The organism is Paenibacillus sp. FSL R5-0914 (genome assembly GCF_038004525.1).
In the GTDB taxonomy this organism is placed as follows: Bacteria; Bacillota; Bacilli; order Paenibacillales; family Paenibacillaceae; genus Paenibacillus_AQ.
Genome location: NZ_JBBORH010000002.1, coordinates 1,263,610 through 1,290,377, shown reverse-complemented (window position 1 = coordinate 1,290,377; position 26,768 = coordinate 1,263,610). Strand labels below are relative to the sequence as shown.

Here is a 26,768-nt window from a genome sequence, read left to right as displayed (position 1 = left end):
CAGACAAAATTAAGGATAATAAGGGCGAAAAACGCCCTAAAAAAACAGCGCATAACTTAAATTATACGCCGTTTTAGTTTTAAGGCGTTTTTTTGAGGAGAGATCTCCACTTGGACGAGCAAAAAGGAGGAATTTTAAGGATTTTTTTATAAATAACGGATGTCGATATCTCTAAATTTACCTACTGACATTTTCGGCATTCTGAATTGCAATGATCCTTGTTTATAAGTGCCTCTGCTCTGATCCGGATTGACTGGAATGGGGAGTGGGATGATCTCGCTATGATCTTTTCCGAGACCGCTTAATTTGATTTGTGTTCGGTTGATTTGTGCCCAAATACTTTCGGGGTGAATTCCACTTGGAATACGAATTTTCGTGATCAAATAATTATGTGTGTCTAGATGCTCAAATTGCAGACTTGAGGTTTCGTCCGTCAATGAGGAAGAGGTGGCCGCGGTAGCTTCTCTGATTATTTTTTCAACATAGCCATCGATCTGGCTTGGATCCAGCTTCCATTGCTCTTCAAGCGACTTTAAGGATAACTTTTTCTTAAAAAAGGGATCTTCGTTCATCCAATCTAAAGGGTTCGATTTATTGGGGCTCATGAATGCTGAACCTCCTTCATTTTTTTATCCATTGTATGGGCGTATGACTTATTCAGTGACATCTGGGCGGATATCTACATAGAATAGGTTATCATTCCGAAGGGAGGAGTGGTTTGGTGGTTTCAATCATCGGCAATATTAAAATCAACAGCGTAGGCCCCAGTTCCACAGTCTTAGTAGGAAATACGGCATCTGTTATCTTGAGCAGTAACTCCAAAATCTATGCCGGTGCCAACTCCTTCTCCATAGGTGACTCCATAGGTACAAACATTACGAATAATGCAGCCAGCAGTACGAACACGATGGATTCAGATGTTGTGGATCAAGTATCGCCTCCTTAAGGGTGGGTTTACATGAATATTACGGTGTATCAGTGCATATCGGTCAATCATCTGAAAATTGGTACGATCTCAAATTCATCGGTACTGCAGATCGGTACTTCCGGCCGAATTAATGCCTTGTCTCATAGTTATCAGTCTAGTGACGTTCCGGAATCTCCTCCTGCGCCATCGCCAGCGGTAAGTGATTCACCTCTTGTACCCTTGCCTCCACCAACTGAACTATATACACGCTAGAATTAGGCTCTTATCCTTCGCATACAATAAACCATAGGAGGGGGTTGTATGCACCCGTATTATGTTCAGCAAGTCTTTAATGCACTAAGATTGCAAGCAGAAAAGATTCAACTGCTAGAGAAACAACTCCAAGATTTAAAAGGGGACGTAGACAGCATAAAGAACAATAAAACTGCAAGTATAGGTCCTATAAATTATCATTTTGAACAATTGAAAATCGAGAAGTTGGAAGGCACTTTAAATATAGGCATTACACCAAATGAGGGAAATAATCTGGATGAAGCGATGATCAATGGTAAGCCTATTGGGGAGCAAGAGGGAGGGACACCAACTGCATCTGCATTATCGGATAAAATTCGTCCAGAGATTCTGAAGTATGTGCAAGAGGAAGTTCCTTCTCAATTTTCACGCTTAGAAAAAGAGCAGAACTTAAGTATTGATGAGCAGTATATCCAAATGGTAACCCAGGATCTGCTGAATCAGATGGATGGCCGGATTAACGAGTATGTAAGCCAGCTTTCTGCCGCAGAAGAAGGGCGTGGATACACAGAAGAGGAAAGTGCTTCTATTGTTGAACAAATCAAACGAGATATTGTTACGGCGGTAGAACGGCATTTGGAAATAAACATAACTGGAAGGCGGAAGCCGCATGAAAGTAACCGTGATTAACAGAGACATAAATGTAAACGCAGTAAAAGTGGTTTCGATATCAGGTTCTTCGGTATTTTTAGTAGGGGATACGCAGACGATTAACTGTTCTTCGGCGTCTGACAGCGTGATAGAGTATGCTCCGAGTGCTCCAGATCAAGTCCAAAAAGGCAGTTAATAAATGCACACCTCACGTATACTAGATGTGTATATCAATAATCTGTCTGACAGTTCGATTTTCATATGTGGATCTGTAGAGCGGATTCAGTCTAAATTTGTGGGTTGTAAAGAAAATTACCTATATAACATAAAAGAGATTAATAGCAATAATAGAGAGGCTTCATCCTTAGAGATCCCACTCATGGCATGGCCGAAGCAAGTGAATGAAGATGAAGTTGAGATTTTGAATGATTCCAAGGTATCAACGATTAATATGCAATATATTAGGATTTTATCGATTGGGTCTGGGACGACCTTCCAGATTGGAAATGGTGGCTCAGTTCATCTGGAGAGTCGAACCAGTGAGTTCAAGCGAGAAATAGCTTCAGAAGATGAGGGGTAATTTAGCATATTTGTTGATACTTATTTTATAAAAATAAAATAGTTAACATAATCATTATTATGTTAACTAATATAAGGTACTGTCCTATAAGAAAGTATTTTTCACAAATAAGGGAGTTTCGAGCTACGAAAAGGAGGGCCATCAAAGGTATTCTGCTATAGAAATAGCATTAAACTTATAATTAGAGAAAGCCTGCACATTTGCAGGCTTTCTCTAATTTGGTGAACGGACATATTTATTTAGAAACCTTCGCGAAGCCATGTCGTCGCCAGCTTGATGGCGGCTTTTTTGGCATTGGTTTCAGCTAAAGGATTTAGCATCACGAAATCATGTATGATTCCTTGAAAACGAACTGCCGTGACTGTGACTCCAGCTTCACGTAATTTGGCGGCATAAGCCTCACCTTCATCACGTAGAACATCTGCTTCACCCGTTATGACTAGTGCTTCGGGTAGATCGCGTAACTGATCTACACTAGCTCGAAGCGGGGAGGCTGTGATCTGCTTCCGCTCCTCAGGGTCAGTTGTATATTGATCCCAGAACCATTTCATTCCATCACGCTGCAAGAAATATCCTTCGGCGAACTCATGATAAGATTCGGTATCAAAGGAGGCATCCGTTACCGGATAGAACAAAAGTTGTTTCCCTATCTTCGGGCCACTGCGTTCTTTAGCCATAAGCGTAATGGCGGCTGCCATATTTCCACCGACACTATCACCGCCTATGGATAGCTTGCTAGCATCAAGTGCATGTTCACTACCCTGTGCAGCGATCCATTTCAGAACAGCATAGATTTCTTCAATTGCTGTAGGATATTTAGCTTCTGGAGAGAGGCTGTAATTTGGAAAAACAATGGCAGCCTCCGCTCCGACAGCTAATTCACGGATCAAGCGGTCATGGGTATGTGCATTACCAAACACCCAGCCAGCACCATGAATGTAAAGGATCACTGGCAACGACGCGGAAGAGGAGCTAGGAGGCCGAACAATTCTTATGGAAACATTACCATTAGGTCCTCCTGGCACCATAAGATCTTCAATTTCGACTTCAGGTTTATATATCTCACTGGATTGTACAGTATCTACCGTTTCACGGCCTTTTTCTGGTCCAAGATCAGGAAGGAACGGAGGTTTGGAATTATCATCGGCAAATTTCTGCGCTGCTGGCTCAAGAATGATCTTTGGTTGATTTGACATGATGTATCGTCTCCTTTGTCTGGTCATAGTATAGTTTACCCTCTTCATACCATAACCATCTAAACGAATGCTGAAACGACATGAGTCTTACAATGCTTTTTGTTGATCCTCACGAATTTCACTTTTTAAATCCCTTATTCCGGCAACCGCTTGTTTATGTTTGATACGGAAGATCAAAATAAACATCAAAGTAATAAGTAACGGATACCCTATCGCCCAGCCCGTAAAAGGAAACACAGCAGCGGTAGCTAGAAAAGAGATCCAGCTAATCGTTACGCCTAATCTACTTCCCTTAAGTAGGCGTATCCCCGCAGCACAACCTCCGATATAAGTCAGGATAAATGTCGCATTTGGAAACTGGATCAAAGTAGTGATAGATATCAATCCGCTGCTGTACAGTGACATGACCGTTACAAAACAGAGGAGCAGGAAAGCTATCCCACCGATAGGGGTATGATATGGTTTGGATAGTCTCCCCATCCATTGCGGTGCATAGCCCTGACGTGATAACGCATAAGCCACACGAGAGGCAGCACCGGCATAAGCGATAATGGTGGCTGTACAGATGAAGAGACCTGTAAGTCCTGCGATAAATCCTCCCCAGCGTCCAAGAGGCTGGCTGATGATCCAGACAAGTGAAGTGCTCGACCCACCTTTAAGGTAGCTTTGTGTGCCAACCGTTGCTAAAGCGGATAAGAAATATAGAACACCTACAATAATAGCAGCGATGGTCACACCTTTGACTGCAGCACGTTGTGGATCTTTGAACTCCTCAGAGAGATGTGAGACAGCTTCCCAACCAATAAAACACCAAAATAGGATTGCTGCAGCCTGTCCAATGCTCATCCATCCGTGTGGGGCAAAGGGAGTGAAGTGTTCAACCTCCATCCGAGGAAGCGCGGTAGCAAAGGAGAAGACGAGAACAGCTACAATCGCAATCACTACAGCAATTTGTACCTTTCCCGCCACTTGCATACCAATCCAGTTTGTAATTAGCCCAATGGCCAACATCACCGCAGCGATAGTAATTCTCGCAGGTTCATCCCAGCCCATTGCGGCTGTCATATAACCAGCTCCGGTCAGCGCAGCGACAGGCGCACCAATCGGAACAGACATTAGGAAGAACCAGCCCACTAAAGATCCGGCTTTAGGTCCGAAAGCAAGGGTAACGAAGTGGGACACGCCTCCTGCGTTAGGAAATTTGGCAGAGAGCAGGCCCATCGATAAGGCCATTGGCAAAATCAACAGCGTCATAAATCCCCATGCCAGCAATGAAGCGGGACCAGCCATTTCTGCAGCCAGTCCGGGAACGATTAAGACTCCCGAGCCCAATACAGCGCCGATATAAAGAGCTATGGCTTGCGGCATACCGATGTTTCTTCGTAAAGTGGTAGAACTTGAATCTTTCATGATTTTTAATCCTGCTTTCATTGTCTTTTGTTATAGAGTAGCAGATAATAGATCCATTGGAAAAACAGATATTTTGAATAGTATCCATTCGAAATTCCGATGGGTAACTATTATTCAGGGGGCACGTATGGAATCACGTCATCTTTTTACCTTTATAGTCGTAGTGGAGACGGGTAGCTTCACACGCGCTGCACAGAAGCTTGATTATGCACAATCCAGTATTACCGCACAGATCCAAGCATTAGAGACTGAAATAGGTCAGCCTTTATTTGATCGGATCAGTAAAAAGATCATCCTAACCGATGCAGGCCGCCGTCTGCTCCCATTCGCTCAAGAGATCTCCAGAATGCACTCTCTAGCGCAAGATGCTCTTCGCTCCGAGAGTGAGCTAACAGGGTCTTTACGCATTGGTGCACCTGAATCTCTGGCTGCTTTTCGCTTACCAGGCATTATCAAGGAGTTTCGCGTGAAATATCCAAAGGTCCAAATTCTTCTGAAGCCTGGGGCCTGCTGGGAGCTAACGGATTTAGTTCGATCCGGTGAATTGGATTTGGCCTTCCTACTGCAACCAGAGACGGAAGATAAAGATCTGAATATAGAAACACTGGTGCATGAACAAATGACCCTGATCGCTCCGCCGGATCATCCCTTATTGAGTCTTCCAGTGGTAGAACCGGTTCATCTTAAGGGAGAAACGATATTGCATACGGAAACTGGTTGTAGCTACCGTACTTTATTTGAACATCATTTAAACAGACACGGGGTATTTCCGGACCCTACGTTAGAGTTTTGGAGTATTGAGGCGATCAAGCAATGTGTAATGGCGGGTCTAGGCATCGCTTTTATTCCAATGATTACTGTGAACAATGAATTAGCGGAAGGGAAGTTAGCTAGGCTGAATTGGAATGATGAATCGCAGCGTGTGGCTACTCAAATAGCTTATCATCATAAGAAATGGAAATCTCCTGTTCTAACAGAGTTTTTAAAAGCTGTACAAAAGCATGCTGAAAAATGGTGCAGCTAAGTTTAATTCTTGTAGCTATTCTATGGTACAATAGATTGTCGAAATCAAGGGAGGCTCGAAGCCATGAATGAGTGGAGTGAAGACTACGAAGAGGGGCTTGAGGCTTTTTTAATCTGGATGAAGGATGCCGGTTACACTCCCTATACGCAGAAATCCTATTTAGTGGATGTAAAACAGTTTTTAGAAAGTCTGAATGGCAAAAAGCTAGAGTCCGTAAAGAAGTTACATGTTATTTCTTTTCTTACGTCAGTGCGTGAACGTGGAGTAAGTGATGCTACCCGTAACCGGAAGCATGCCTCAATTAACTGTTTTTTTAAGGCATTAATTGAGCTGGAATTGCTTCTAACCAATCCTGCAGCTGGGATTAAGAAATCTAAAACTGAGATCAATCGCGAACCGGTCTACTTAGATGAAGGTGATCTGGGGCGATTTTTGTCTTCTATAGATGGGAAATACAAAGGTCGTAATTTAGCAGTCTTTTTACTGATGTCCTATATGGGGCTTCGGGTGGGGGAAGTCCACACACTTAATTTAAGTGATTATAATGTAGAAAGACATTCCCTTCGAGTGTTCGGTAAGGGACGTAAATGGCGTAATGTACCGATTCCAGAGGATGTGGTACCTTTTCTCGATCTGGCGATTGAAGAACGTTTAAATCCTTGGCGCAGTAAAGAGGAAGCTATGTTCATTTCACAAAAAGGACGCAGGCTGTCCATACGTGGCATTCAGCAAATCGCTGCGGACACCTTCGATCGTTTCCAAAGGGATGTGCCTGCTGCACAACGTCGACCCTATTCCAGCCATAAGCTACGACATTCCTTCGCTACCATGCTGCTACGAAAAGGTGCGGATCTGAGGACGGTTCAGGAGCTACTGGGGCACTCTTCCATTCAGACAACAACGGTTTACACGCATATCACGAGCCGTGAGAAGGAAGAAGCCATGTCGAAATTGCAAGTCCAGATTTGATAGAATTCAAAGTGCAATTCTTTTCGTGAAAAAGGGGCTATCCCCGGCCATGTATCATGACAACAGGGAGAGCCCCATGTATTCATTTGCTTATAGTTCTAGCTTAGCTATCTCAGCTTTAAGCTTCTCGGCAGATTTCTGGAATAGAGCTCGTTCTGTCTCATTTAATGGAAGATCTAGTACTTCTCGTACACCGGACCGATCTACGACGCAAGGGGCGCCAAGGTAGACATCCGAAACTCCGTTATAATTATTCAATAAAGTAGATACGTTCAATACAGAGCCTTCATTATGAAGAATGGATACTACAATACGATCTAGTGCTAATGCTATTGCGTAAGAGGTTGAGCCTTTGGCATCAATAATTTCATAAGCGGCATTCTTAGTATCCTGGAATATTTCATCTTGTTCTGCTTCGTCAAAACCGAGATCAATCCCGGCAACATTCGCTAGACTCCAAACAGGAAGTTCCGAGTCTCCATGTTCCCCGATAATCTGACCATGAATACTGCGTGGATCAATTTCTTTGTGGCGTCCAATCAGGTAGCGAAAACGTGCACTATCCAGCACCGTTCCGGAACCGATGACTCTTCTGCGATCAAAACCGCTTATTTTCAAAGTGGCATATGACAAAATATCTACAGGATTAGTAGCAATAAGTAGTATCGCATGTTGATTATATTTGGTGATTTTTTGAACGATATCTTTGAAAATTGAAATGTTTTTGCGGAGAAGATCTATCCGGGTTTCACCCGGTTTTTGTGATGCACCGGCAGTTACAATGATGATATCCGCTTCACGGCAATCTTCATATGTACCAGCCCATAGCTTCACACCACCAACAAAGGGCATGCCGTGATTCATATCCAATGCTTCTCCAAGGGCTTTCTTTTGATTAACGTCAATAAGTACGAGCTCAGGCATACGTCTCCGTAGCAGTAATGTATAGGCTGTTGTTGTACCAACTGCTCCAGTACCAATGACTACGACACGATTGGGTTTCGGGGGGGCCATGATTCCATCTCCTCAGTAATTAAAATTTTTAGCTTTTAATCTTGTCCATCATAATCGCTAACGATATTGTTTTCAAGCAGGTCTTATTTAATGCATTACCCCATTTTGGGCATACTTAATAGAAATTCTCTAATCAATTTGACAACAAGACTAGACAGGAGAGAATGTAAGAATGGATTTATTTCGCAAAAAACCGCTAATCGCACCTTCAAACTCGGGTGCAACCAAGTTAAACAAAACACTTGGTGCGCTGGATCTAACCATGTTAGGTGTAGGAGCGATTATTGGTACTGGTATTTTTGTAATGACAGGAGTAGCGGCAGCAGAACACGCTGGTCCTGGCCTTGTCATTTCATTCCTGTTAGCCGCGTTTGCTTGCGTGCTGTCAGCCCTTTGTTATTCAGAGTTTGCATCGACCATCCCGGTCTCCGGAAGTGCCTATGCTTATAGTTATGTAGCTTTTGGAGAATTACTCGCTTGGATTTTGGGTTGGGACCTTGTGTTAGAGTATGGCGTTGCAGCAGCTGCAGTAAGCAGTGGATGGTCAGGCTATTTGCAGGGACTTTTAGAGGGCTTTGGTATCCATATTCCTACAGCACTATCCGGGGCGTATAATGCGGAAGCAGGTACCATTATTAATTTACCAGCAGTAATAATCATTTTACTAATTTCCTACTTACTAACTCGGGGAACTAAAGAGACTGCTCGTTTTAATGCGATTATGGTCGTTATCAAAATAGCTGTAGTGCTTTTGTTTATCGTAACTGGATTTTTCTATGTTAAACCAGAGAACTGGACTCCATTTCTACCCTTTGGCTATCAAGGTGTTGTAAACGGTGCGGCAACTGTCTTCTTTGCCTACATAGGTTTTGATGCGTTATCGACTGCTGCAGAAGAAGTAAAGCAGCCACAGCGCGATTTGCCTATAGGGATTATTTCATCCCTTGCTATATGTTCTGTATTGTATATCCTAGTTTCACTTGTATTAACAGGTATTATACCGTATACGGATCTCAATGTTAGTGATCCCGTTTCTTATGCGCTTCGTGTTGTAAATCAAGATATGATAGCGGGTCTAATCTCTGTTGGAGCTATTGCGGGAATGACCACCGTACTGCTCGTAATGCTGTTCGGTCAAACCCGACTGTTATTCGCAATCTCACGTGATGGTCTTTTACCACGAGGATTGTCTAAGATCAATGCTAAAACACAGACACCTATTCGTAGTACGTGGATGGTTGGGATCATTATAGCTGTATTAACGGGCTTTATTCCTTTGGATCGATTGGCTAACTTAACAAGCATTGGAACACTGTTTGCCTTCTTTGTCGTTTCTTTGGGGGTAATTGCCCTGCGTGTTATTCATCCCAATATGAAAAGAGGGTTCAGAGTACCCTGGGTACCCTTCATTCCATTGCTAAGTGCGGCAACATGCGGATATTTGATGTATAATCTAGGAAGTGAGACATGGATTGGGTTTCTGATTTGGACGAGTCTTGGACTTCTGATCTATTTTCTATACGGCTACCGTAATAGTAAGTTATATCATAAATAAGATTCCAATTGAGAGGAGAGAGGGCATTGACATCTAGAACCGCTGGATTGAAAACTCTAAGAATGTTTATGATGCTATTTTTTTTAGCGTGGATAGTCTCAGCATGTTCTTCACCACCACCGGAGCCTTCTCCACAGCCACAGCCTACAGAAGCACCGGAAGAAGGACAGACGATTACTCTGATTACACCACCAAGTAACAATACTAACAAAGAGAGTGGCCCGAAATATCAGGTTCAAACTCGAATTACGGGTTTTCATCTGCTTAGTGAGACAGAGGGCATGGTATGGGGGGTAACAAAAAATGAACTTCGTTTGTACGTTACCCATAATAACGGGGCGACCTGGGCTAATATTTCTCCTGCACCCAATGTGCAGTTCCTGTCCACACCTGTTTATGGAAAAGGCATCTTTTTTACTGACTCTAACCATGGTTGGATTATAAGAAGTGCTTTTGGTACGACAGAGAATATAGTGCTACGAACCACAGATGGAGGGAAAAGCTGGAAAATCTCTTCATTAGGTGATGATAATAATGTATCTTCCGTTTATTTCAATTCACCAACACAGGGATGGCTAATGACCTCTGCGAACGCTACTCCTAATAAGGAAAGCAAGGCGATTTATTCAACGTCAGACGGTGGGGCCACATGGGAAGAAGTGATGCAGAATGAACAGTATAATCCGAACCTTCCCAATCATTCGATCCCGTTCACAGGTGTAAGTACTGGAATGATCTTCAAGAGTCGTGTAGAAGGATTTGTGACTTTGCAGACCGGTGCCCTTCCTAAGATCTTTATAACTAAGGACGGTGGTCAGAGTTGGAATCCAGGACAGCCTTTTCTGGTAAATGAACAACTGGAAAGCTGTGATAGAGTAATTACTGGCAAACCAGAGTTCTTCGATGTTAGTAAGACTAATGGTTGGATGTCTGTGGGCTGCCAAAATGATAAAGATAAGACGATTACTTACCACGGTTACTTTACCGCTAATGGTGGAGATAACTGGAAATTTACACCTTTTGAATTAAAGAGTCCAACCGGAGGGAATCATCAGAGCGCTCCGACGTTTCTGAATTCGCAAGTTGGTTGGGCCATTATTGGTGATACTCTTTACCATACCGCTAACCAAGGGAAAACTTGGCTCCCTCTTAAGGAGAGCAGTGTTCTGCAGTCTAAGCTTGAGGAATATCCTGAGACGATTAAGATGCAGTTTATTTCCACAGAGGTGGGATGGCTTTTACTTGAGAAAAAAGAACAGAAACGCTCGCTCCTCTTACAAACTACAAATGGTGGGATTAGTTGGCGTGTGATGTAAAGTGAAGCTGTTTCAAAAGTAGAGGATGATACTTTTGAAACAGCTTTTTTTGAATAAGAATGAACGTCTAAATCAATATGTTTTTGATTGATTGAATATAAGGAAAAAACTTAATTAAAATTTTCTTTATAGATGTGAAAAAAATCACATGACATTTAAATGATCGTGTGATATATTTAACACATAGAACAAGTTCAAAATTTCACAAACTTAACTTTCGAATAGGAGAGATTACAATGAAAACTTTTGAAACAGATTATATGACAAGAAACCTGCTGCAACTTTGCTACAACTGTGATGACGCTCACCTGTGTGAAACGGAAGAACAATGCAGAGCATGCTGGGCAGACAATGGTATGTTAGATGTTGAGACTGACGAAACGAAGCAATTGCTAGACCTCGTTCATGCTTAATCTGATCACTCAAAATTATGATTAAAGACCACTCGATTTCTTGATTTCTAAGAAAACGAAGTGGTCTTTTTGCATGAAGTCTCACTAATTTAATGCTTTCTGGACTAGAAGAGGCATATACATGTACAGAAGTGCCTGAAGCTAAGTTTAGGGTTGAATTAATGGGTATGAAGGGGGAAAATGTCATGGGAATGGGCCCGGATCTTTCATGGATGTTTGATTTCTCTGGAACAGTGATGCCAATATTTCTCATTGTAATGGTTGGTATTCTTGCAGTATCAGCAGGCAGGGGTTTGCTTCAATGGAGCCGGAACAATAGCTCACCCATGCTAACCATCCCTGCCCGTATCGTCAGCAAGCGGAGTGAAATAAGACAGCAGCAGGTTCAAGAAGATAATGGTTCAAGTCGTACGAGTACAACCTACTACTTAACGTACGAATTGAATGGGGGCAGTCGAATTGAATTTAAAGTAGATGGCCATGAATATGGAATGAGTGCAGAAGGCGATAAAGGCATGCTTACTTATCAAGGAACCAGATATCACGGATTTGAGCGACAACCACACTACTCCACAGCGGAGTAGTCATTAGCTATACATTCATTCTTAAACCATTCTTCTGTTCCATTCAACGGAGCAGAGAGAATGGTTTTTATTTGCGGACTATTAAGAACCTAACGGAAAGCAAATGGCTTTAAAATTAGGTTGGAACTGTCACCTCTTGGGCTAATGCACATACAATACACCATGCAGTTAAGAACGAGGTTGTTTACGAAGCAACCCCAAGGAGGAGACAGCGTGGCCGTCATCAAAACGAACTCGGAAGATGTGAAGGTGCTAGCGCGGTTGATGAGAGCGGAAGCTGAGGAAGATGGAGATCTCGGTATGCTTATGGTCGGCAATGTTGGTGTCAACCGGATTCTTGGCAATTGCCTTGATTTTTTGAACATTCGTAATGTGAATGACATGGTCTATCAAAGTCCAGGAGGATTCGAAGCCCCGCAGAAAAGCTACTTCTATCAACGAGCAAGAGAAGCAGACATTCGTCTTGCTAAACGTGCAATTGCAGGTGAAAGAACATGGCCAGCGACCAATGCTTTATGGTTCTTCCGTCCTGTAGGAGATTGCCCTCCAACCTGGTATAACCAACAAAACACAGGCCGTTTTAAAGCTCATTGCTTCTTCACTCCGACTGGAGAAGATTGCCCGGCTGTATTTATTGGTAATTAACAGGGTAACTGTGTTAAAGAGAATTACTCATAATTATGAGTAATTCTCTCAGTAAGCTAGTGTAAATGTTCTTTTGTGTCCAAAGGGAGCAACTGCTCCGATAAACATTTAGGAGGTTTCATTAAATGATCGTTCAACCATACCGTCCCGTCACTTATACTATTGGTAGTGTTTCTTCTTCAGGTATGCAAATGCCAATGTCTACAGGAATGCAAGGAATGCAAGGAATGCAAGGCATGGGTAGCATGCCGCCACAAGTTAGCAGCGGAAGTCCGATGACACCAGGAGGGGTTGTAGTTCAAAACCCACCTCAACAGTTTGAACAATCGTATATCGAAAATATTTTCAGACTGAATTTAGGCAAAGTAGGTACATTTTATTTTACTTATGAAAATAACAAAGAGTGGAATGCCAAAGTTTACAAGGGTGTGCTGGAAGCTGCGGGCCGTGACCACATTATTATTAGTGACCCAGTAACTGGTCAACGTACTGTATTACTTATGATTTATTTTGATTATGCTACATTTGATGAGCCCCTTACTTACCAGTACCCTGGAGTGATCGGTAATCCTCCTACAACAAGAAACTGTCGCTAATCAAGTCCTTATATTTCTGGATGAACCCCAACACTTAACGGTGAGGGGGTTTTCTTTATACATACTGATATTTTGGAATAATAAGGGGAATAAAGACCCATTTTTTTTCGAAAGGACACGCATGCTTGCGGTTTGCCCCAATATATTAATATAATAAAGTATATATTCAAAAACGTGATTCCAGACTGGAGATGAAACCATTGGGAAATTGATACTGAAAGGAACAACTGGCAAGCTTCTTGCCGATACTCTGAAAAAACGAAGGAGGTGGGCCTATCCATCCGTACGGAGAATGATGGATAGGATTATAAATTGAGCGACCCTTTACCCGGTATATTACACGTAGGTCTTATTATTCTGTTGGTATTATTAAATGGATTTTTTGTTTCAGTCGAATACGCAATGGTGAAAGTACGAAGCGGTAGAATTGATACCCTTATTGAAGAAGGTAGTAAAAAAGCTTTAAAAGCGAGAAGCATCGTACGCAACTTGGAAGGTTATCTATCCGCCTGTCAGCTTGGTATTACATTGGCTTCACTTGCGCTAGGATGGTTGGGGCAACCCGCTATAGCTAACCTTGTTGGGCCCTTATTAGGAAGTATAGGTTTTGGAGTAACCGCTGTTAATGTTGTATCTTTGATTATTGCTCTAATGTTTATCACTATCTTGCATATCGTACTAGGAGAACTTGCACCTAAGACTATTGCAGTTAACAAGGCTGAATCTGTCCTTTTGCTAACATCTGGGCCGATGAATGTGTTTTACAAGATCATGTATCCAGTGATTTGGATCGTAAATGGGCTGGCACGTGGTTTATTACGGATCTTCCGTTTATCCCCTGCTTCAGAGCTGGGAACGGCGCATACGGAAGAAGAAATCCGTATTATCATGCAAGAAAGTAATAAAAGCGGCTTTATTGATAATACCGAAATGGCGCTGGTTGACAATATTTTTGAATTTGTGGACACAATGGCCCGTGAGATCATGATTCCTCGAACAGAAATGATTTGTCTGAATAATCATCTTTCAACGGAAGAGAACCTTGAGATTGCTTTTGATGGAATGAGGACGCGTTATCCAGTCTGTGATGGTGATAAGGATCATATCCTAGGCTTCATTCATATCAAGGACTTAATTAGGGATCGTGAACAAAGCTATAATAAATTGATTCGTCCTATACTAACCGTACCAGAATCTATTCAGATTAGTGCTCTGCTGAAAGTCATGCAGCGCGCAAAGACACAAATCGCCATTCTGATTGATGAGTACGGTGGAACATCAGGAATGGTTACGCTGGAAGATATCATGGAGGAAATTGTAGGAGAAATTCAGGATGAGTTCGATGAAGAACGTCCTGGTGTTGAGAAGCTGGGGGAGGATGAACACTCCATCGACGGCTTGATGCTTATTGAAGAGATCAATGATCTTTTGGGGCTCCATATGGATACTGAGGATTATGATACGATAGGCGGTTGGCTGTATTCTAAATTGGAGGTTAATCCACCTCAAAAAGGACAGTCTGTAGAATTTGATGATCATCTGTTTATTGTGGAAGAAACGGATAATAAGCGGATTTCTCGAATTAAGCTGCTGAAGTTACAGCTATTGACTGAAGAAGCTGGTGCATAACGAACTTATTAGTAATTATTAGGACACAGTGCTATAGCGCTGTGTCTTTTTTACAGCGTTTTTACAGTATTGTTTGCCAAAAAGAGATTAAAAATTATATAATTTTAAATGTATATGATAAAAACTACATTAGTCCACAGAGGACAGAAAGGAACTCTCCTTGAGTAAACCTAATAAAAGTACAAGCGTTCCCCAGCTTAGCAAACAAGAGAAACGGCGGGTAGAACAGGAGCAGCAAAAGCAGAAGACGAGAATTTTAATTATTAGTTCAATAGCTTTAGTAGTCATCATTTTTGTTGGATTGTTTATGTTAGCTTCGAAAGATGCCGCAAAAAATGCCACTTCGGGAGAACCAGTAGCATTCAATTACAGTGAGCTACCTAGAGTCGGTAAAGAGGATGCACCTGTTAAAATTGTTGAATTTGGAGACTTAAAATGTCCAGCGTGTTCCCAGTTTGCAACTTCAGTTAAACCGAAAATTGTTCAAGATTTTGTCAACGAGGGAAAAGCAGCGCTCTACTTTGTAAATATGGCTTTCGTTGGTCCAGACTCTGAAACTGCCTCACTTGCTGCATTATCTGTTTACCATCAGAATAATGATGAATTCTGGAAGTTCTATGATGCTGTATATGCTCAGCAAGGTGATGAGAGCGAAGAATGGGCGACTGAAGATTTCTTAGTAAGCCTTGCGGAGAAAGAGAAGTTAGCTATCGATTACGAACTGCTTCGTAAAGATATTAAGGATCGTACGTATGCAGATGAGCTGAATAAGGGTATGCAGTTAGCTAGTGAAGCTGGGGTGACGACTACACCATCCCTTTATATCAATGGAGTAATGACTACGGATCCATTTAACATTGAAGCGATTTCAACTGAAATTAACGACGCCGCAAAAGCTGTGGAGGCAAAGTGACAAAGTTCCTATCTTTTTGCAAGCGTAACTGCCTGTATCTGGCCTGGTTCGTCTCTTTAGTTGCTGTTGCTGGTAGCTTGTATCTGAGCGAAGTATTGAAATATGAACCTTGTAAGCTTTGCTGGTTCCAGCGAATTTTTATGTATCCTCAGTTATTCCTCTTGGGAATTGCAACCTTTCGAGGGGATAAAAGGATTATCCCATATGTACTTCCACTAAGCTTGATTGGTGGCAGTATCTCGATCTATCATTATGCGGAGCAGAAGATTCCTGCGTTAAGTAAAGTGCTTCCTTGTACAATTGGTGTTCCTTGTAATAAGGATTACTTGAACTTTTTTGGATTCATTACGATTCCTTTCCTTGCATTAATCGCTTTTGCTTTAATTAGCATTTTACTTTGGTACGGACGCAAGGAAGAAGAAGTGATGGAGTTAGATACAGAGGAAAGTTTAGGATTTTGATTTTTTAATTTTAAAGGATCCGAAAAAATGTGAAAAGTGATTAAAAACACGATCCAGAGGGATAATTGAAGAGAATGAAAGAGAGCATCCAATAAGACGCTGTATTTGCGCTTACTGGATGTTTTTTCATTCTTTTTTCATTTTTTTCAACGCTTTACTGTATACGCTTTGTAGACTAATATTAGACCTTGTGAGAAGTTGAATATGCGCTGAATTTTCTTAGGAAAAACGGGGGAACCAAACTTGGCATATGTGCCAATGGGGTGAATCGGAATGGGTCGATTAGACTTATACCGTAGGGCTAAACCACAGCCCGAATCCGCCAGCTAACCTCGTAAGCAAAGGTGGGATAATGACCATGCATAGCATGCGGATCATTTCCGTATGCTATTTTTAGTGTCTGCATTTATGAAATCCACCAATGAAAACAGCGCGCGGAAATTCCGTTTCAGCTCCCAAAGAAAGGAACTGTATCCACCATGGTAAGCAAGGTAAAACGACTATTGATCGGGCGTCCGATGAAGTCGAACGAACTCGATCATGAAAAGTTATCCAAGGTTAAAGCACTGGCTGTCCTGTCTTCTGATGCGCTCTCGTCTGTAGCCTACGGAACGGAACAAATTTTGATTGTACTGGTGGCTGCGGGGTTTACTGCCATCTGGTATTCCCTGCCAATTGCATTAGCCGTATTGGGCCTGCTGGCCATCCTGATTTTATCCTATCGGCAGACGATTTACGCTTATCCTCAGGGAGGCGGAGCTTACATCGTTGCCAAGAGTAATCTTGGTGTTCCGACAGGGCTCTTAGCAGGAGGGTCTTTGTTAGTGGATTACATTCTGACCGTAGCTGTTAGTGCGTCGGCAGGGACGGATGCGATCACATCGGCTTTTCCAAGTCTTCATAATCACACCGTTCTTATTGCAGTATCAGTTATTATTTTACTTACTTTGATTAATCTTCGCGGAGTTACAGAATCAGCTTCATTCATCGCAATCCCAGTGTATTTGTTTGTAGTGTCGATTGTAGTGTTGATTATCTCCGGTATTATTAAATATGCAGCAGGTGGCGTACATGCGAATGTCCCTGAAATTGGCTCTGCTGTTTCTAATGTTAGTTTGTTTCTACTATTAAAAGCCTTCAGTTCTGGCTGTTCGGCACTTACGGGTGTAGAGGCTGTATCTAATGCCATTCCAAACTTTAAAGCACCAGCTGAAAAGAACGCAGCCAAGACCTTAATGGTTATGGGGGTTATACTTGGATTTATGTTTACAGGTATCACACTACTGGCGTATTGGTACGGCATAGTGCCTGATGAAAAGGCAACGGTTGTTTCACAGATCGCTGAATCGACCTTTGGCCGCGGAACCTTATATTTTTTCATTCAAGGTATCACAGCAGTAATTTTGTTCTTGGCAGCTAATACAGCTTACTCAGCGTTCCCGCTGCTCGCATTTATGTTTGCAAAAGATAAATATATGCCACATGCTTTTATGGTTCGTGGAGACCGTCTAGGTTTCTCTAATGGTATTATTTTTCTAGGTGTTCTGTCTGCTGTGCTTGTAGCTGCATTCCACGGAAATACAGAAAGCTTGATTCCACTTTATGCGGTTGGTGTATTCATTCCTTTCACATTGTCACAGCTAGGAATGATGGTTCATTGGTTTAAAACAAAACCAGCGGGATGGAAAAAAAGATTTGTTGTAAATACCATCGGTATGCTGACTACATTGACGATTACTCTTATTTTTATCATCACTAAATTCTCAAGCGTATGGATGGCTTTCATTTTCTTACCTGCTGTAATGTTCGTGTTCCACCGGATTCACAAGCACTATTTGAACACTGCAGATCAGCTTCGTATATGCCCGAGTACAGATAAACCTTTGATTAAAGGCAGTACAGTTGTTGTTCCTGTTGCGGGTGTAACACGTGCTGTACTACATTCCATCAGCTATGCCAAGTCTCTAACGGATAATGTTGTAGCCGTGTATGTTGGCTTTGATGAAGAGGACATTCAAAAAATGGAGCAACGGTGGGAGGAATGGAATCCGGGTGTACGCCTGATTGTACTTCGTTCCAGATATCGCAGTATTATTCGTCCGTTAGTGAAATTTATTGATACTGTTGAGTGGAAGACCGCAGCGACGGATCATATCACGATTCTGATTCCACAGTTTATAACTAAGCATTGGTGGCAAGCTGTACTTCATAATCAGACCAGCTTTTTAATCCGTTCGTATCTAATGAATTCAAAAGATGTTGTAGTTGCGACTGTCCCATATCATTTGAATAAATAATGGATCATTAAGGAGAGGCTATATCCGGAACGTTCGGAATATAGCCTTTTTTTGTATTTTTGAGAAGGAAATTATTACAAATCCACAAAATTTAAAATTTATATGTTGACATAGAGAATGAGAATCAATATCATTTAAAAGTGAGACTGAGGTAGTCAACACCTTTGAATAACATAGGATGTACACACTAGGAGGGTATTTAATGTTTTTGTTTAACAGAATAAGATTTGGAAGCATGAAATTAACGATGATCGGATTAATGGTGATGGTGCTATTCTTATCCGCTTGCGGTAATAATAATCCCGGTAACGCTTCAAACGCAGGAACAGACAAAGCGACGGCACCTACTGCTGAAGCTACAGAAGCTCCTGCAGCTGCTAAGACGTTAACGGATGCAATGGGACATGAAGTAACGATTCCAGCTAATCCACAACGTGTACTGGGTTCTTATTTGGAGGATGCTTTGGTAACTCTAGGTGTGACTCCAGTAGCGCAATGGTCCGTGACTAATGGTATTCAAGATTATCTGTCCACTGAATTGAAGGATGTTCCTACGATCAGCTACGATCTTCCGCTCGAGGCAGTAACCAGCTTCGCTCCGGATCTTATCCTCATCCCATCGGAGTCATCTGTACAGAATGGTATCTATGACCAACTGAATAAGATTGCACCGACTTATGTGATTGGGGATAAGCTAAATCAAGATTGGCGTAAATCGCTACTCAAGATTGGTGAAATTCTGAACAAGACACCTGAAGCAGAGAAAGCCATTAAAGATTATGAAGACAAGGCGGCTGCAGCGAAAGAAAAGCTTAAAGGAGCTATTGGAGATGAGTCCGTGGCGATTTTATGGTTGGTACAAAAGAACTTCTATATTGTAGACGAAACCCGCAGCAGTGGTGCTGTATTATATACAGACCTTGGTGTAAAGCTGCCTAACTTAGTAACAGAAATTCCTGTTGGTACAAGAGCTACTTGGAATCCAATTTCGCTAGAGAAGCTTTCTGAGCTGACAGCAGATCATATTATCCTTGTAAATAGTGATAAGACTGAGGGTTCGGAGATTCTGGACAGTGCAATTTGGAAAGGAATCCCGGCTGTAAAAGCTGGTAATGTACATGAAATGAGCTCAACAAGCAGTTGGCTATACAGTGGTGCTAACGCTGGTGGCAAAATTATTGACGATGTGTTAAAAAGTTTTGTGAAATAAAGAGTCGTAATTCACCATGAATGAGACTGATCATTTGGGTGAGGAAGGGCGTGCAGATCAAGTATCTTAGGATACTTAGATCTGCACCATTTTTTTATAAACCATTCCTGTATTACTGAAAAATAACTCCTACAATTGTACAACCTAATTTTTTTTGCGATAATGAGAATGATTGTTGTTATCATATAGACCATTGTAACTATCGATTAAGGAGACGACTCATGGTTTCACCCTCAGATTTCGCACATCGTAATAAAAATGATACACAAAAAGCTATACATACCCGACCGGCAGCTGCAATGGGTATTCTAGTGATTGGACTCGCTGCCATTGCCTTTGGACTGGCACTTTCGGTCTCAGTGGGTGCGGCAGATATCAAGCTAGCTACGGTATGGGAAGCAATATTTCATTTCAATCCAGATGTACAAAAACATCAGGTGATAAGAGAACTGCGATTTCCACGCGCGATAGCAGGTGCTTTGGTCGGTGCTTGCTTCGCAGTAGCAGGGGCAATCATGCAGGGGATGACAAGGAACCCTCTTGCGGATTCAGGTCTGTTAGGCTTGAATGCGGGAGCAGGTGTAGCGCTGGCCATAGTTTTTGCTTTTGCACCTTCGATCTCATTTACTTCACTTATGTTGTTTTGTTTTATAGGTGCTGCTATAGCGTCTTTTATCGTATTTGGAATCGGGTCGCTATCTTTTAATGGCCTTACCCCTTTACGTTTGACGCTGGCAGGTTCCGCGGTTAGTGCACTACTGGTTGCTGTTAGTCAGGGCATAGCTATTCTTTTTAACTTATCCCAGGATATAGCCTTCTGGTTGGCTGGCGGAATGGGTGGGGCAAGCTGGACTCAGATCAAGATTATCTTCCCTTGGGTGTTCGTGGCACTAATCGCAGCGATGATGTTATCGCGGTCAGTCACCTTGCTCAGCTTAGGAAGAGAAGTTGCAGTTGGTCTGGGGCAGCGGACAAGATTAGTACAGTTGGCATGTATGATTGTTGTAGTAGTTCTTGCCGGAAGTGCAGTCTCAATGGTTGGCCCGATTGCTTTTGTAGGACTAATTATTCCACATGTAGCACGTTATTTCGTTGGAGTAGATTATCGCTGGATCATTCCTTGCTCGGCAGTTCTTGGAAGCTTATTGATCATCTTTGCGGATATCGCCGCTAGAATGATAAATGCCCCTTATGAGACGCCGCTAGGCGCATTAATTGCCATCATCGGTGTACCTTTCTTTATTTACTTAGCGAGTAAGCGGAAGGGGGAGCTGTAATGCACAGAACAACCCTTTCTCCCAATGACAATGAACGCCGTACACGTGCTATTACAGTGTTATCACTCCTTGCCATATTGATCGTTGTTGTTTTTATTGTCAGTATGAATACAGGATTTATGCGTCTATCCCCACGGGAGGTATTACATACACTGCTGGGTGATGGAACTCATCAGCAAAAGCTTATTTTATTTGATTTCAGATTACCTCGCATCGTAATTTCATTGTTGGTTGGAGCGGGCTTTGCAGTGTCAGGCTGTATTTTACAAAGTCTCGCAAGAAATGCACTTGCTGAACCGGCTACGCTAGGCATAAGTGCGGGTGCTGGTTTTGCGGTAATCATTTTTATCTCGTTTTTTCCGGCTACAACAGCAGCTCCGGTATTTGTCTTGCCGCTCTTAGCGCTTGGAGGGGCTAGCTTAACCGCCGCTTTAATCTATATTCTTGCTTATAGAAAAGCAGATGGTCTATCTCCAACAAGGTTGATCCTTATCGGGATTGCAGTCGCTGCCGGAATTAACGCTTGCCAGCTGGTGTTGGCACTTCGGCTTGATCCTAATAATTATCAGTTTGTAGCGACTTGGATCGCCGGGAAAATATGGGGTGGCGATTGGAGATTCGTCCTTGCTCTGCTACCTTGGATAGCGATTCTGTTACCGTTCGCCTTCTATAAAGCCCGTATTCTTAATGTATTGAATCTAGGGGACCATACTTCAGTAGGACTTGGAATGCGAGTGGAGAAGGAGCGTATTCTCCTTCTAGTGACAGCAGTTGCGCTTGCCGGCTCCTGCGTTGCTGTAAGTGGAGGAATTGGCTTTGTCGGCCTAATTGCACCACATCTTGCCCGCAAGCTTGTGGGACCCCGTCATCAGGTATTATTGCCCGCTAGTGCGTTGACAGGGGCGCTTCTTATGATTACTGCTGATACTATCGGCAGATGGGTGTTACAGCCTGCAGAAGTTCCAACAGGCATCGTGGTTGCGATCATTGGTGCACCTTACTTTTTATATTTACTCGCCAAATCGAAAGCATAATGCGTACGAAGCGAGTTTTACTATGTAGTTCATTCTAGGAGCATAGCTCCATAAAACTTTTAAGGAGTTGTTAACATGTCAGAACGTTTGAACACAGAAGAGTTAAGTATTGGGTATGCAGAGGCTACAATTGTTAAAGGGTTGAACTTAACTATCCCTACGGGAAAAATAACCGCACTAGTGGGCGCTAACGGTTCTGGTAAATCTACAATTCTTAAAACAATGGCCCGGATCATGAAGCCTAAGAGCGGCAGCGTAATGCTGGACGGCAAATCGATCCATAACTTCTCAACGAAAGAGGTAGCTCGTCAGCTTGCGATCTTACCGCAAAACCCAACGGCTCCAGACGGACTAACGGTCTCTGAACTTGTCAGCTATGGCCGTTTCCCGCATCAAAAAGGATTTGGCACAATGACAGCAGAGGATCGCAGCATTATCTCCAACGCAATCACTGTTACAGGTATGGAGCCTTTCCATGACCGTCCGATTGACCGCTTATCTGGAGGACAACGTCAGCGCGCTTGGATCGCTATGGCATTGGCGCAAGAAACTGACATTCTATTTTTGGACGAACCAACAACATTTCTAGATATGGCTCACCAGCTTGAAGTTCTACAGCTTCTGCAAAAGCTGAATGAGGAAGAAGGCCGTACCATTATCATGGTCGTGCATGATTTGAATCATGCTACTCGTTATGCACAGCATATGGTAGCTATTAAATCCGGTACTGTGGTTAGTGAAGGCTCACCTACTGAAGTTATGACACCAGATGTACTGCGGGAAGTGTTTGGAATTGAGGCAGATATTGTTCCAGATCCACGCACCGGTGTGCCGCTGTGCCTTCCTTACGAGCTTGCTGCATACAAAGCTGTGTAATCATAATTGAAAATCATACAACGAACAGGCTCCCGTCATTGACAAGGGAGCCTGTTCGTTGTTACAGTTGTGGTTGCCTACAAATCCATGATACCACTACTAAAAATAGATCAAGGACCATCATTTATACATGGTTAAAGGAGCATGAAACATGAATATTGACAAAATTCAAAATGACCTAGAGCAGCTAATGACTGCAGGGATTGTGAAGAGTCATGAGAACTTAAAAGATCACGTGTATACCAAAATGGGCGGTAAAGCTGATATTTTGGCAGCACCAGCTACTTATGAGGAAATTCAAAAGATCGTTACATATGCGGAACAGAATGGGATAAACCTTACGGTACTTGGGAACGGCTCCAATGTGATTATCCGTGATGGAGGTGTGCGTGGAATAGTTCTGCAAACGGCAGGACTAACGGATGTGGGGATTCGAGACAATCTCTTATATGCGGAGTGTGGCGCTAAGATTATTGATGTTTCCAGATATGCGCTGGATATGGAGCTTACGGGTCTTGAGTTCGCCTGTGGTATTCCAGGAACGGTTGGTGGAGCGTTATACATGAACGCAGGCGCTTACGGCGGAGAAATTAAAGATGTACTGCATAGTGCACTGGCTATAACTAAGAGCGGACAATTAGTGACTCTGCAAGGGGATGAGCTGCAATGGGGTTATAGAAAAAGCGTGTTCGCAAGCGGTGAATACATCGTACTTGAGGCCAATTTTGCTATGACTTCTGGTGATGCATTAGCTATCAAGTCGAAAATGGATGAACTTACTTATCTGCGTGAATCCAAGCAACCGCTTGAGTATCCTTCCTGTGGTAGTGTCTTTAAACGTCCTCCAGGTCGGTTTGCAGGTCAGTTAATTCAAGAGAGTGGCTTGCAGGGAACAAGAATTGGTGGTGCTGAGGTATCCAAGAAACATGCAGGGTTTATTGTAAATGCAGATAATGCAACCGCCAGCGATTACATTGGGCTAATTCACCATGTAAGAGCAACTGTGAAGGATAAATTCGGCGTGGAGCTTGAAACTGAAGTGGAGATCATTGGGGAAGAGTAACTATTAATTAGAAAGAGCCCACAGATTACTGTGGGCTCTTTTGCTGTCATTACATATGGCTTAATCCACTGAAAGGGTATATTTAGCTCTCTCAGTAGTTATTCCAGCCTTGCGATCACTTATGTCCTCAATCCGAAGCCCGTCAATAGCTAAGTCATAGGTGGAGTGTGGTAGCGATACTAGCTCACCATCGGCGTTTAAAGTGCTGCCAAATCCTTTTAATATTAATGCACTCCCAAGATAATCATCGATAACATCCTCCGCACTCCGAAACTCAACAGCCTCTAGATTAAAATGAATCTTATCCAGATCACGAAGCTCTTTCTTTTCAATTACAATAGTTTCATTCACATGACTGTTAATCCAGTCCATAAGTTTCTGTATACTTTGTTCCATTAGATGATCCCACCCTTACCTCGAAGATTATTATGTTTAAGTTACCCTTTTCTTAGGATTTGAATCCTTACTTTTGCCACATCTGAGCGGATTTGAACAAAGGAAGGTACTGAGGAATAGCGAATGTTACAGAATAGCAACAACAGAGATAATCCTCTACAACCAGAATAAGGATAGAAGAAAGTTAACTATTCTAAAAAGGGGGGAGTGTTATTGATTCAGCTAACTGAGGTCTCAAAATATTATCAGGAGAGGTGTGCAGTTGATCGAATTACTTTCACGGTGGAGAAAGGTGAGGTCTTTGGATTTCTAGGTCCCAATGGTGCAGGGAAGACTACAACGATGCGAATGATGACAGGGCTTCTTCAGTCTACAAGCGGAGAAATTTTAATTAATGGCATGAATATTTCATGTCATAAAAAAGAAATCCATGCTCAAATTGGTGTTGTTTTCGAGCTTCCGAACCTATACATGCGTAGTTCTATTCGAAATAATCTGGAGCTGTTCGCTGATCTGTATAGGGTAGCAGGAAATCGAGTGAATGAAGTCATGGAAACCCTCCAGCTGTTAGATAAGGAAAAAGCTAAAGTAAGCAGCTTATCCAAAGGCTGGAAGCAGCGTGTTCTAATCGCCAGAGCATTATTACATAAGCCTCAAGTGTTGTTTTTAGATGAGCCTACGAGTGGATTAGATCCAAATTCAGCCTCACTCATTCGTAATCACATCAAGAGAATTCAAGATGAAGGTACAACTATTGTCTTAACAACGCATGATATGCACGAGGCAGAAGAATTAAGCGATAGAGTAGGGATCATGCACGCTGGTGCATTGGTGGCACTTGATGAACCCCATAGACTTAAGACCATGTATGGTAAACCAGAAATTGAAGTGAAATATCAGCAGGATGGAGAAGTGATTATGAAATCCTGGCCGATAGCAGAAGAGTCTTCAAAAGATCATATTTATCAGCTAATGTCTAATCATCAAATGATAAGTATGCACAGTAAAGAGGCTTCGCTGGCAGATGTATTTGCTGCCTTGACGGGAAGTGAGTTAAGTTGAGTTATCCGTTATGGAAGCTGTTTAAGCATGAGTGTAAGGATATACTACGTAATCCAGCGACTGTAATTCTAATTGTGCTGCCTATATTTATGGCAAAAATAATCATCACTGTAGTGGACAAGAGCGGTCTAGATTTCATGCTTCTTTCTACTTGGATCTTGTTTGCGCAAGTAATGGTTGGAATCATGATTACCGGCCCAGGATTAATTGAGGAGCGAGAGAGTAAAACTTATGATGCACTCTTGATCTCACCGTTAAGCAGAGGTCAGATCATTACTGCTAAGGCGGGGTCTGTTCTTGTCTTTTCGTTATTTTCACAGCTGATAGTTTATGTACTTAATCAAGGGTTGAACATAGATTTATTGTCTTCGTTGATATATATGTTATTGGGTGGAATAATCTTTGTACAAGTTGGAATTATCATCGGATTAAAGGTAAGTTCCTCCAAAAATGGCTCGGCCATCAGCTCTGCTTTTATGGTTGTTTTTTTCTTGGTGGCTTCTGTTTACTTAGCTCTTCCAGAGTGGACCTATCCGATCTTTGTTATTCTGCCAAGTATTGAAATCGTCCAGAATTTGAACAGTATTCTAAATGGAGAAGGAGTATTGCTCCTAGAAAGCCTGCTTTTGCTCTTGTGGATTGTGGTGCTTTCGCTCTGGATTTGGAAGACGGGCAAAGCGTAGAACTTGTCAGAAGCAAATTACCATGGTATAGTTCAAGACGCAATATGCATGAAGAAGAAGTCTGCACGGATTGTGCAGGAGAGGTTCGCGAACTCCCTCTATAAAAAACTAAGAGTATATTAAATCTTATAAGCGGATGCAGCCCTTAACCCGGATGTTGCTTCCGTTTCTTCTTAGTGGAGCAAAGTTTTCGAAATCTCGTTCTTCTTTCCATTACCGGCCAAGGCCGAAGGAAAAGAGAGGGGTTTTTTGTCGTGTCAGAAGGAAGATTGAAAGAGGAAATGCAAGAAGTCACTTTACTTGGTAATCAGGGAACGCAGTACAAGTTTGGTTATGATCCAGCTATTCTTGAGGTGTTTGATAACAAGCATCCAGGGCGTGATTATTTTGTTAAATTCAACTGCCCTGAGTTTACTAGCTTATGTCCTGTTACAGGTCAGCCGGATTTTGCCACATTGTATATTTCGTATATTCCTGAACAGAAAATGGTGGAATCTAAATCATTAAAGCTGTATCTGTTTAGCTTCCGTAACCACGGTGACTTTCATGAGGACTGCGTCAACATTATTATGAATGATCTGATCTCACTGATGGACCCACGATATATTGAGGTATGGGGCAAGTTCACTCCGCGTGGAGGCATATCTATTGATCCTTATTGCAACTATGGAAGACCGGGTACGAAGTATGAGGCGATGGCGGAGCACCGCTTAATGAATCACGACCTCTATCCGGAAAAAGTGGATAACCGCTAA

Annotated in this window: 30 protein-coding genes and 2 riboswitches; of the genes, 25 read left to right on the top strand and 5 right to left on the bottom strand. The window is 42.4% G+C overall.

Going from position 1 to position 26,768, the window contains the following annotated elements; all coding sequences use genetic code 11:
- Positions 1-146: 146 nt before the first annotated feature.
- Entirely contained in the window at positions 147-605 is a 459-nt protein-coding gene (locus MKX60_RS21820) for an Hsp20/alpha crystallin family protein (protein ID WP_341060967.1), read from the bottom strand.
- 116 nt (positions 606-721) lie between these two features.
- On the opposite strand from MKX60_RS21820, the gene MKX60_RS21815 reads away from it, so the two are divergent.
- The 5 genes from MKX60_RS21815 to MKX60_RS21795 all read left to right on the top strand — a co-directional run bounded on the left by MKX60_RS21815 (position 722) and on the right by MKX60_RS21795 (position 2,390).
- Positions 722-946, top strand: a complete 225-nt coding sequence (locus MKX60_RS21815) for a spore germination protein (protein ID WP_036687577.1) — start codon at positions 722-724, stop codon at positions 944-946.
- 12 nt (positions 947-958) lie between these two features.
- The gene (locus tag MKX60_RS21810; RefSeq protein WP_076283585.1) at positions 959-1,180 is read left to right on the top strand and encodes a spore germination protein GerPB; all 222 of its coding nucleotides are present in this window, start codon (positions 959-961) and stop codon (positions 1,178-1,180) included.
- A 48-nt stretch (positions 1,181-1,228) separates the two neighbouring features.
- On the top strand, positions 1,229-1,849 hold the full coding sequence (gene gerPC / locus MKX60_RS21805) for a spore germination protein GerPC (protein ID WP_341060965.1): 621 nt from the start codon (positions 1,229-1,231) through the stop codon (positions 1,847-1,849).
- Positions 1,830-2,006 carry a spore gernimation protein GerPD gene (locus MKX60_RS21800; protein ID WP_341060963.1) on the top strand — a complete coding sequence of 59 codons (177 nt, stop codon included), beginning with the start codon at positions 1,830-1,832 and terminating at the stop codon, positions 2,004-2,006. Before gerPC ends, MKX60_RS21800 begins: the two co-directional genes overlap by 20 nt.
- Positions 2,007-2,189: 183 nt before the next feature.
- Entirely contained in the window at positions 2,190-2,390 is a 201-nt protein-coding gene (locus MKX60_RS21795) for a hypothetical protein (RefSeq protein WP_341060962.1), read from the top strand.
- A 239-nt stretch (positions 2,391-2,629) separates the two neighbouring features.
- On the opposite strand, the gene MKX60_RS21790 is transcribed toward MKX60_RS21795, so the two are convergent.
- Together MKX60_RS21790 and MKX60_RS21785 are read right to left on the bottom strand one after the other, a co-directional pair.
- Positions 2,630-3,586, bottom strand: coding sequence for an alpha/beta hydrolase (locus MKX60_RS21790; RefSeq protein WP_339264992.1), 957 nt, complete (start codon positions 3,584-3,586; stop codon positions 2,630-2,632).
- An 87-nt stretch (positions 3,587-3,673) separates the two neighbouring features.
- Positions 3,674-4,996 (bottom strand): APC family permease, encoded by a 1,323-nt coding sequence (locus MKX60_RS21785; protein WP_341060960.1) that lies wholly within the window; start codon positions 4,994-4,996, stop codon positions 3,674-3,676.
- A 127-nt stretch (positions 4,997-5,123) separates the two neighbouring features.
- Between MKX60_RS21785 and MKX60_RS21780 the strand changes: the two genes are divergently transcribed.
- Positions 5,124-6,020, top strand: a complete 897-nt coding sequence (locus tag MKX60_RS21780; protein ID WP_341060959.1) for a LysR family transcriptional regulator — start codon at positions 5,124-5,126, stop codon at positions 6,018-6,020.
- 63 nt (positions 6,021-6,083) lie between these two features.
- Positions 6,084-6,989: a tyrosine-type recombinase/integrase gene (locus MKX60_RS21775; protein WP_076283590.1), complete on the top strand. Its 906-nt coding sequence runs from the start codon at positions 6,084-6,086 to the stop codon at positions 6,987-6,989.
- A 90-nt stretch (positions 6,990-7,079) separates the two neighbouring features.
- Here the strand turns inward: MKX60_RS21775 and MKX60_RS21770 are convergent, their stop codons facing one another.
- Positions 7,080-8,003 (bottom strand): L-lactate dehydrogenase, encoded by a 924-nt coding sequence (locus MKX60_RS21770; protein ID WP_042188714.1) that lies wholly within the window; start codon positions 8,001-8,003, stop codon positions 7,080-7,082.
- A gap of 172 nt (positions 8,004-8,175) precedes the next feature.
- On the opposite strand from MKX60_RS21770, the gene MKX60_RS21765 reads away from it, so the two are divergent.
- The 15 genes from MKX60_RS21765 (at position 8,176) to murB (ending at position 23,872) form a co-directional block, all read left to right on the top strand.
- Positions 8,176-9,558: an amino acid permease gene (locus MKX60_RS21765; protein ID WP_341060958.1), complete on the top strand. Its 1,383-nt coding sequence runs from the start codon at positions 8,176-8,178 to the stop codon at positions 9,556-9,558.
- Positions 9,559-9,584: 26 nt separating this feature from the next.
- The gene (locus tag MKX60_RS21760; RefSeq protein WP_081393018.1) at positions 9,585-10,874 is read left to right on the top strand and encodes a WD40/YVTN/BNR-like repeat-containing protein; all 1,290 of its coding nucleotides are present in this window, start codon (positions 9,585-9,587) and stop codon (positions 10,872-10,874) included.
- Positions 10,875-11,110: 236 nt separating this feature from the next.
- Entirely contained in the window at positions 11,111-11,287 is a 177-nt protein-coding gene (locus MKX60_RS21755) for a hypothetical protein (protein ID WP_179085723.1), read from the top strand.
- A gap of 191 nt (positions 11,288-11,478) precedes the next feature.
- Complete coding sequence (locus MKX60_RS21750; RefSeq protein ID WP_341061141.1) at positions 11,479-11,871, top strand: DUF2500 domain-containing protein; 393 nt, start codon at positions 11,479-11,481, stop codon at positions 11,869-11,871.
- A 213-nt stretch (positions 11,872-12,084) separates the two neighbouring features.
- On the top strand, positions 12,085-12,516 hold the full coding sequence (locus MKX60_RS21745; RefSeq protein ID WP_076283592.1) for a cell wall hydrolase: 432 nt from the start codon (positions 12,085-12,087) through the stop codon (positions 12,514-12,516).
- A gap of 185 nt (positions 12,517-12,701) precedes the next feature.
- Positions 12,702-13,112 carry a spore coat protein GerQ gene (gene gerQ, locus MKX60_RS21740; RefSeq protein WP_371916527.1) on the top strand — a complete coding sequence of 137 codons (411 nt, stop codon included), beginning with the start codon at positions 12,702-12,704 and terminating at the stop codon, positions 13,110-13,112.
- Positions 13,113-13,424: 312 nt separating this feature from the next.
- Complete coding sequence (locus tag MKX60_RS21735) at positions 13,425-14,741, top strand: hemolysin family protein (RefSeq protein ID WP_042188644.1); 1,317 nt, start codon at positions 13,425-13,427, stop codon at positions 14,739-14,741.
- A 160-nt stretch (positions 14,742-14,901) separates the two neighbouring features.
- Complete coding sequence (locus tag MKX60_RS21730) at positions 14,902-15,654, top strand: DsbA family protein (protein WP_341060957.1); 753 nt, start codon at positions 14,902-14,904, stop codon at positions 15,652-15,654.
- Complete coding sequence (locus tag MKX60_RS21725; RefSeq protein ID WP_042128176.1) at positions 15,651-16,115, top strand: disulfide oxidoreductase; 465 nt, start codon at positions 15,651-15,653, stop codon at positions 16,113-16,115. The genes MKX60_RS21730 and MKX60_RS21725 overlap by 4 nt, the downstream gene beginning before the upstream one ends.
- A gap of 197 nt (positions 16,116-16,312) precedes the next feature.
- A riboswitch (cyclic di-AMP (ydaO/yuaA leader) is annotated at positions 16,313-16,471 on the top strand.
- A gap of 123 nt (positions 16,472-16,594) precedes the next feature.
- Positions 16,595-18,412 (top strand): APC family permease, encoded by a 1,818-nt coding sequence (locus tag MKX60_RS21720; protein ID WP_076298722.1) that lies wholly within the window; start codon positions 16,595-16,597, stop codon positions 18,410-18,412.
- 202 nt (positions 18,413-18,614) lie between these two features.
- Positions 18,615-19,622, top strand: a complete 1,008-nt coding sequence (locus tag MKX60_RS21715) for an ABC transporter substrate-binding protein (protein ID WP_341060956.1) — start codon at positions 18,615-18,617, stop codon at positions 19,620-19,622.
- Positions 19,623-19,843: 221 nt separating this feature from the next.
- The gene (locus MKX60_RS21710; RefSeq protein WP_341060954.1) at positions 19,844-20,899 is read left to right on the top strand and encodes a FecCD family ABC transporter permease; all 1,056 of its coding nucleotides are present in this window, start codon (positions 19,844-19,846) and stop codon (positions 20,897-20,899) included.
- Positions 20,899-21,933 (top strand): FecCD family ABC transporter permease, encoded by a 1,035-nt coding sequence (locus MKX60_RS21705; RefSeq protein ID WP_340969887.1) that lies wholly within the window; start codon positions 20,899-20,901, stop codon positions 21,931-21,933. The genes MKX60_RS21710 and MKX60_RS21705 overlap by 1 nt, the downstream gene beginning before the upstream one ends.
- A gap of 75 nt (positions 21,934-22,008) precedes the next feature.
- Positions 22,009-22,809 (top strand): ABC transporter ATP-binding protein, encoded by an 801-nt coding sequence (locus tag MKX60_RS21700; protein WP_042188632.1) that lies wholly within the window; start codon positions 22,009-22,011, stop codon positions 22,807-22,809.
- Positions 22,810-22,960: 151 nt separating this feature from the next.
- Positions 22,961-23,872 carry a UDP-N-acetylmuramate dehydrogenase gene (gene murB / locus MKX60_RS21695; RefSeq protein WP_076283599.1) on the top strand — a complete coding sequence of 304 codons (912 nt, stop codon included), beginning with the start codon at positions 22,961-22,963 and terminating at the stop codon, positions 23,870-23,872.
- Positions 23,873-23,932: 60 nt separating this feature from the next.
- Here the strand turns inward: murB and MKX60_RS21690 are convergent, their stop codons facing one another.
- Positions 23,933-24,268 carry a hypothetical protein gene (locus MKX60_RS21690; RefSeq protein ID WP_076283600.1) on the bottom strand — a complete coding sequence of 112 codons (336 nt, stop codon included), beginning with the start codon at positions 24,266-24,268 and terminating at the stop codon, positions 23,933-23,935.
- Between the two features lie 213 nt (positions 24,269-24,481).
- On the opposite strand from MKX60_RS21690, the gene MKX60_RS21685 reads away from it, so the two are divergent.
- From MKX60_RS21685 to queF, 3 genes are all read left to right on the top strand, one after another.
- Entirely contained in the window at positions 24,482-25,330 is an 849-nt protein-coding gene (locus MKX60_RS21685; protein ID WP_341060953.1) for an ABC transporter ATP-binding protein, read from the top strand.
- On the top strand, positions 25,327-26,013 hold the full coding sequence (locus tag MKX60_RS21680) for an ABC transporter permease (protein ID WP_341060952.1): 687 nt from the start codon (positions 25,327-25,329) through the stop codon (positions 26,011-26,013). The genes MKX60_RS21685 and MKX60_RS21680 overlap by 4 nt, the downstream gene beginning before the upstream one ends.
- A 74-nt stretch (positions 26,014-26,087) precedes the next feature.
- Positions 26,088-26,131: riboswitch (PreQ1 riboswitch) on the top strand.
- A 163-nt stretch (positions 26,132-26,294) separates the two neighbouring features.
- On the top strand, positions 26,295-26,768 hold the full coding sequence (queF, locus tag MKX60_RS21675; RefSeq protein WP_042193989.1) for a preQ(1) synthase: 474 nt from the start codon (positions 26,295-26,297) through the stop codon (positions 26,766-26,768).

Excerpts from the sequence above, each read along its gene's own strand:
- MKX60_RS21705 (WP_340969887.1), top strand. The coding sequence starts at position 20,899 with ATGCACAGAACAACCCTTTCTCCCAATGACAATGAACGCCGTACACGT.
- MKX60_RS21690 (WP_076283600.1), bottom strand. The coding sequence starts at position 24,268 with ATGGAACAAAGTATACAGAAACTTATGGACTGGATTAACAGTCATGTG.
- MKX60_RS21800 (WP_341060963.1), top strand. The coding sequence starts at position 1,830 with ATGAAAGTAACCGTGATTAACAGAGACATAAATGTAAACGCAGTAAAA.
- MKX60_RS21820 (WP_341060967.1), bottom strand. The coding sequence starts at position 605 with ATGAGCCCCAATAAATCGAACCCTTTAGATTGGATGAACGAAGATCCC.
- queF (WP_042193989.1), top strand. The coding sequence starts at position 26,295 with ATGCAAGAAGTCACTTTACTTGGTAATCAGGGAACGCAGTACAAGTTT.
- MKX60_RS21790 (WP_339264992.1), bottom strand. The coding sequence starts at position 3,586 with ATGTCAAATCAACCAAAGATCATTCTTGAGCCAGCAGCGCAGAAATTT.
- MKX60_RS21770 (WP_042188714.1), bottom strand. The coding sequence starts at position 8,003 with ATGGCCCCCCCGAAACCCAATCGTGTCGTAGTCATTGGTACTGGAGCA.
- MKX60_RS21775 (WP_076283590.1), top strand. The coding sequence starts at position 6,084 with ATGAATGAGTGGAGTGAAGACTACGAAGAGGGGCTTGAGGCTTTTTTA.
- MKX60_RS21720 (WP_076298722.1), top strand. The coding sequence starts at position 16,595 with ATGGTAAGCAAGGTAAAACGACTATTGATCGGGCGTCCGATGAAGTCG.
- gerPC (WP_341060965.1), top strand. The coding sequence starts at position 1,229 with ATGCACCCGTATTATGTTCAGCAAGTCTTTAATGCACTAAGATTGCAA.
- MKX60_RS21700 (WP_042188632.1), top strand. The coding sequence starts at position 22,009 with ATGTCAGAACGTTTGAACACAGAAGAGTTAAGTATTGGGTATGCAGAG.
- MKX60_RS21755 (WP_179085723.1), top strand. The coding sequence starts at position 11,111 with ATGAAAACTTTTGAAACAGATTATATGACAAGAAACCTGCTGCAACTT.
- MKX60_RS21715 (WP_341060956.1), top strand. The coding sequence starts at position 18,615 with ATGTTTTTGTTTAACAGAATAAGATTTGGAAGCATGAAATTAACGATG.
- gerQ (WP_371916527.1), top strand. The coding sequence starts at position 12,702 with ATGCAAATGCCAATGTCTACAGGAATGCAAGGAATGCAAGGAATGCAA.
- MKX60_RS21795 (WP_341060962.1), top strand. The coding sequence starts at position 2,190 with ATGGCATGGCCGAAGCAAGTGAATGAAGATGAAGTTGAGATTTTGAAT.
- murB (WP_076283599.1), top strand. The coding sequence starts at position 22,961 with ATGAATATTGACAAAATTCAAAATGACCTAGAGCAGCTAATGACTGCA.
- MKX60_RS21750 (WP_341061141.1), top strand. The coding sequence starts at position 11,479 with ATGGGCCCGGATCTTTCATGGATGTTTGATTTCTCTGGAACAGTGATG.
- MKX60_RS21765 (WP_341060958.1), top strand. The coding sequence starts at position 8,176 with ATGGATTTATTTCGCAAAAAACCGCTAATCGCACCTTCAAACTCGGGT.
- MKX60_RS21785 (WP_341060960.1), bottom strand. The coding sequence starts at position 4,996 with ATGAAAGATTCAAGTTCTACCACTTTACGAAGAAACATCGGTATGCCG.
- MKX60_RS21780 (WP_341060959.1), top strand. The coding sequence starts at position 5,124 with ATGGAATCACGTCATCTTTTTACCTTTATAGTCGTAGTGGAGACGGGT.
- MKX60_RS21710 (WP_341060954.1), top strand. The coding sequence starts at position 19,844 with ATGGTTTCACCCTCAGATTTCGCACATCGTAATAAAAATGATACACAA.
- MKX60_RS21810 (WP_076283585.1), top strand. The coding sequence starts at position 959 with ATGAATATTACGGTGTATCAGTGCATATCGGTCAATCATCTGAAAATT.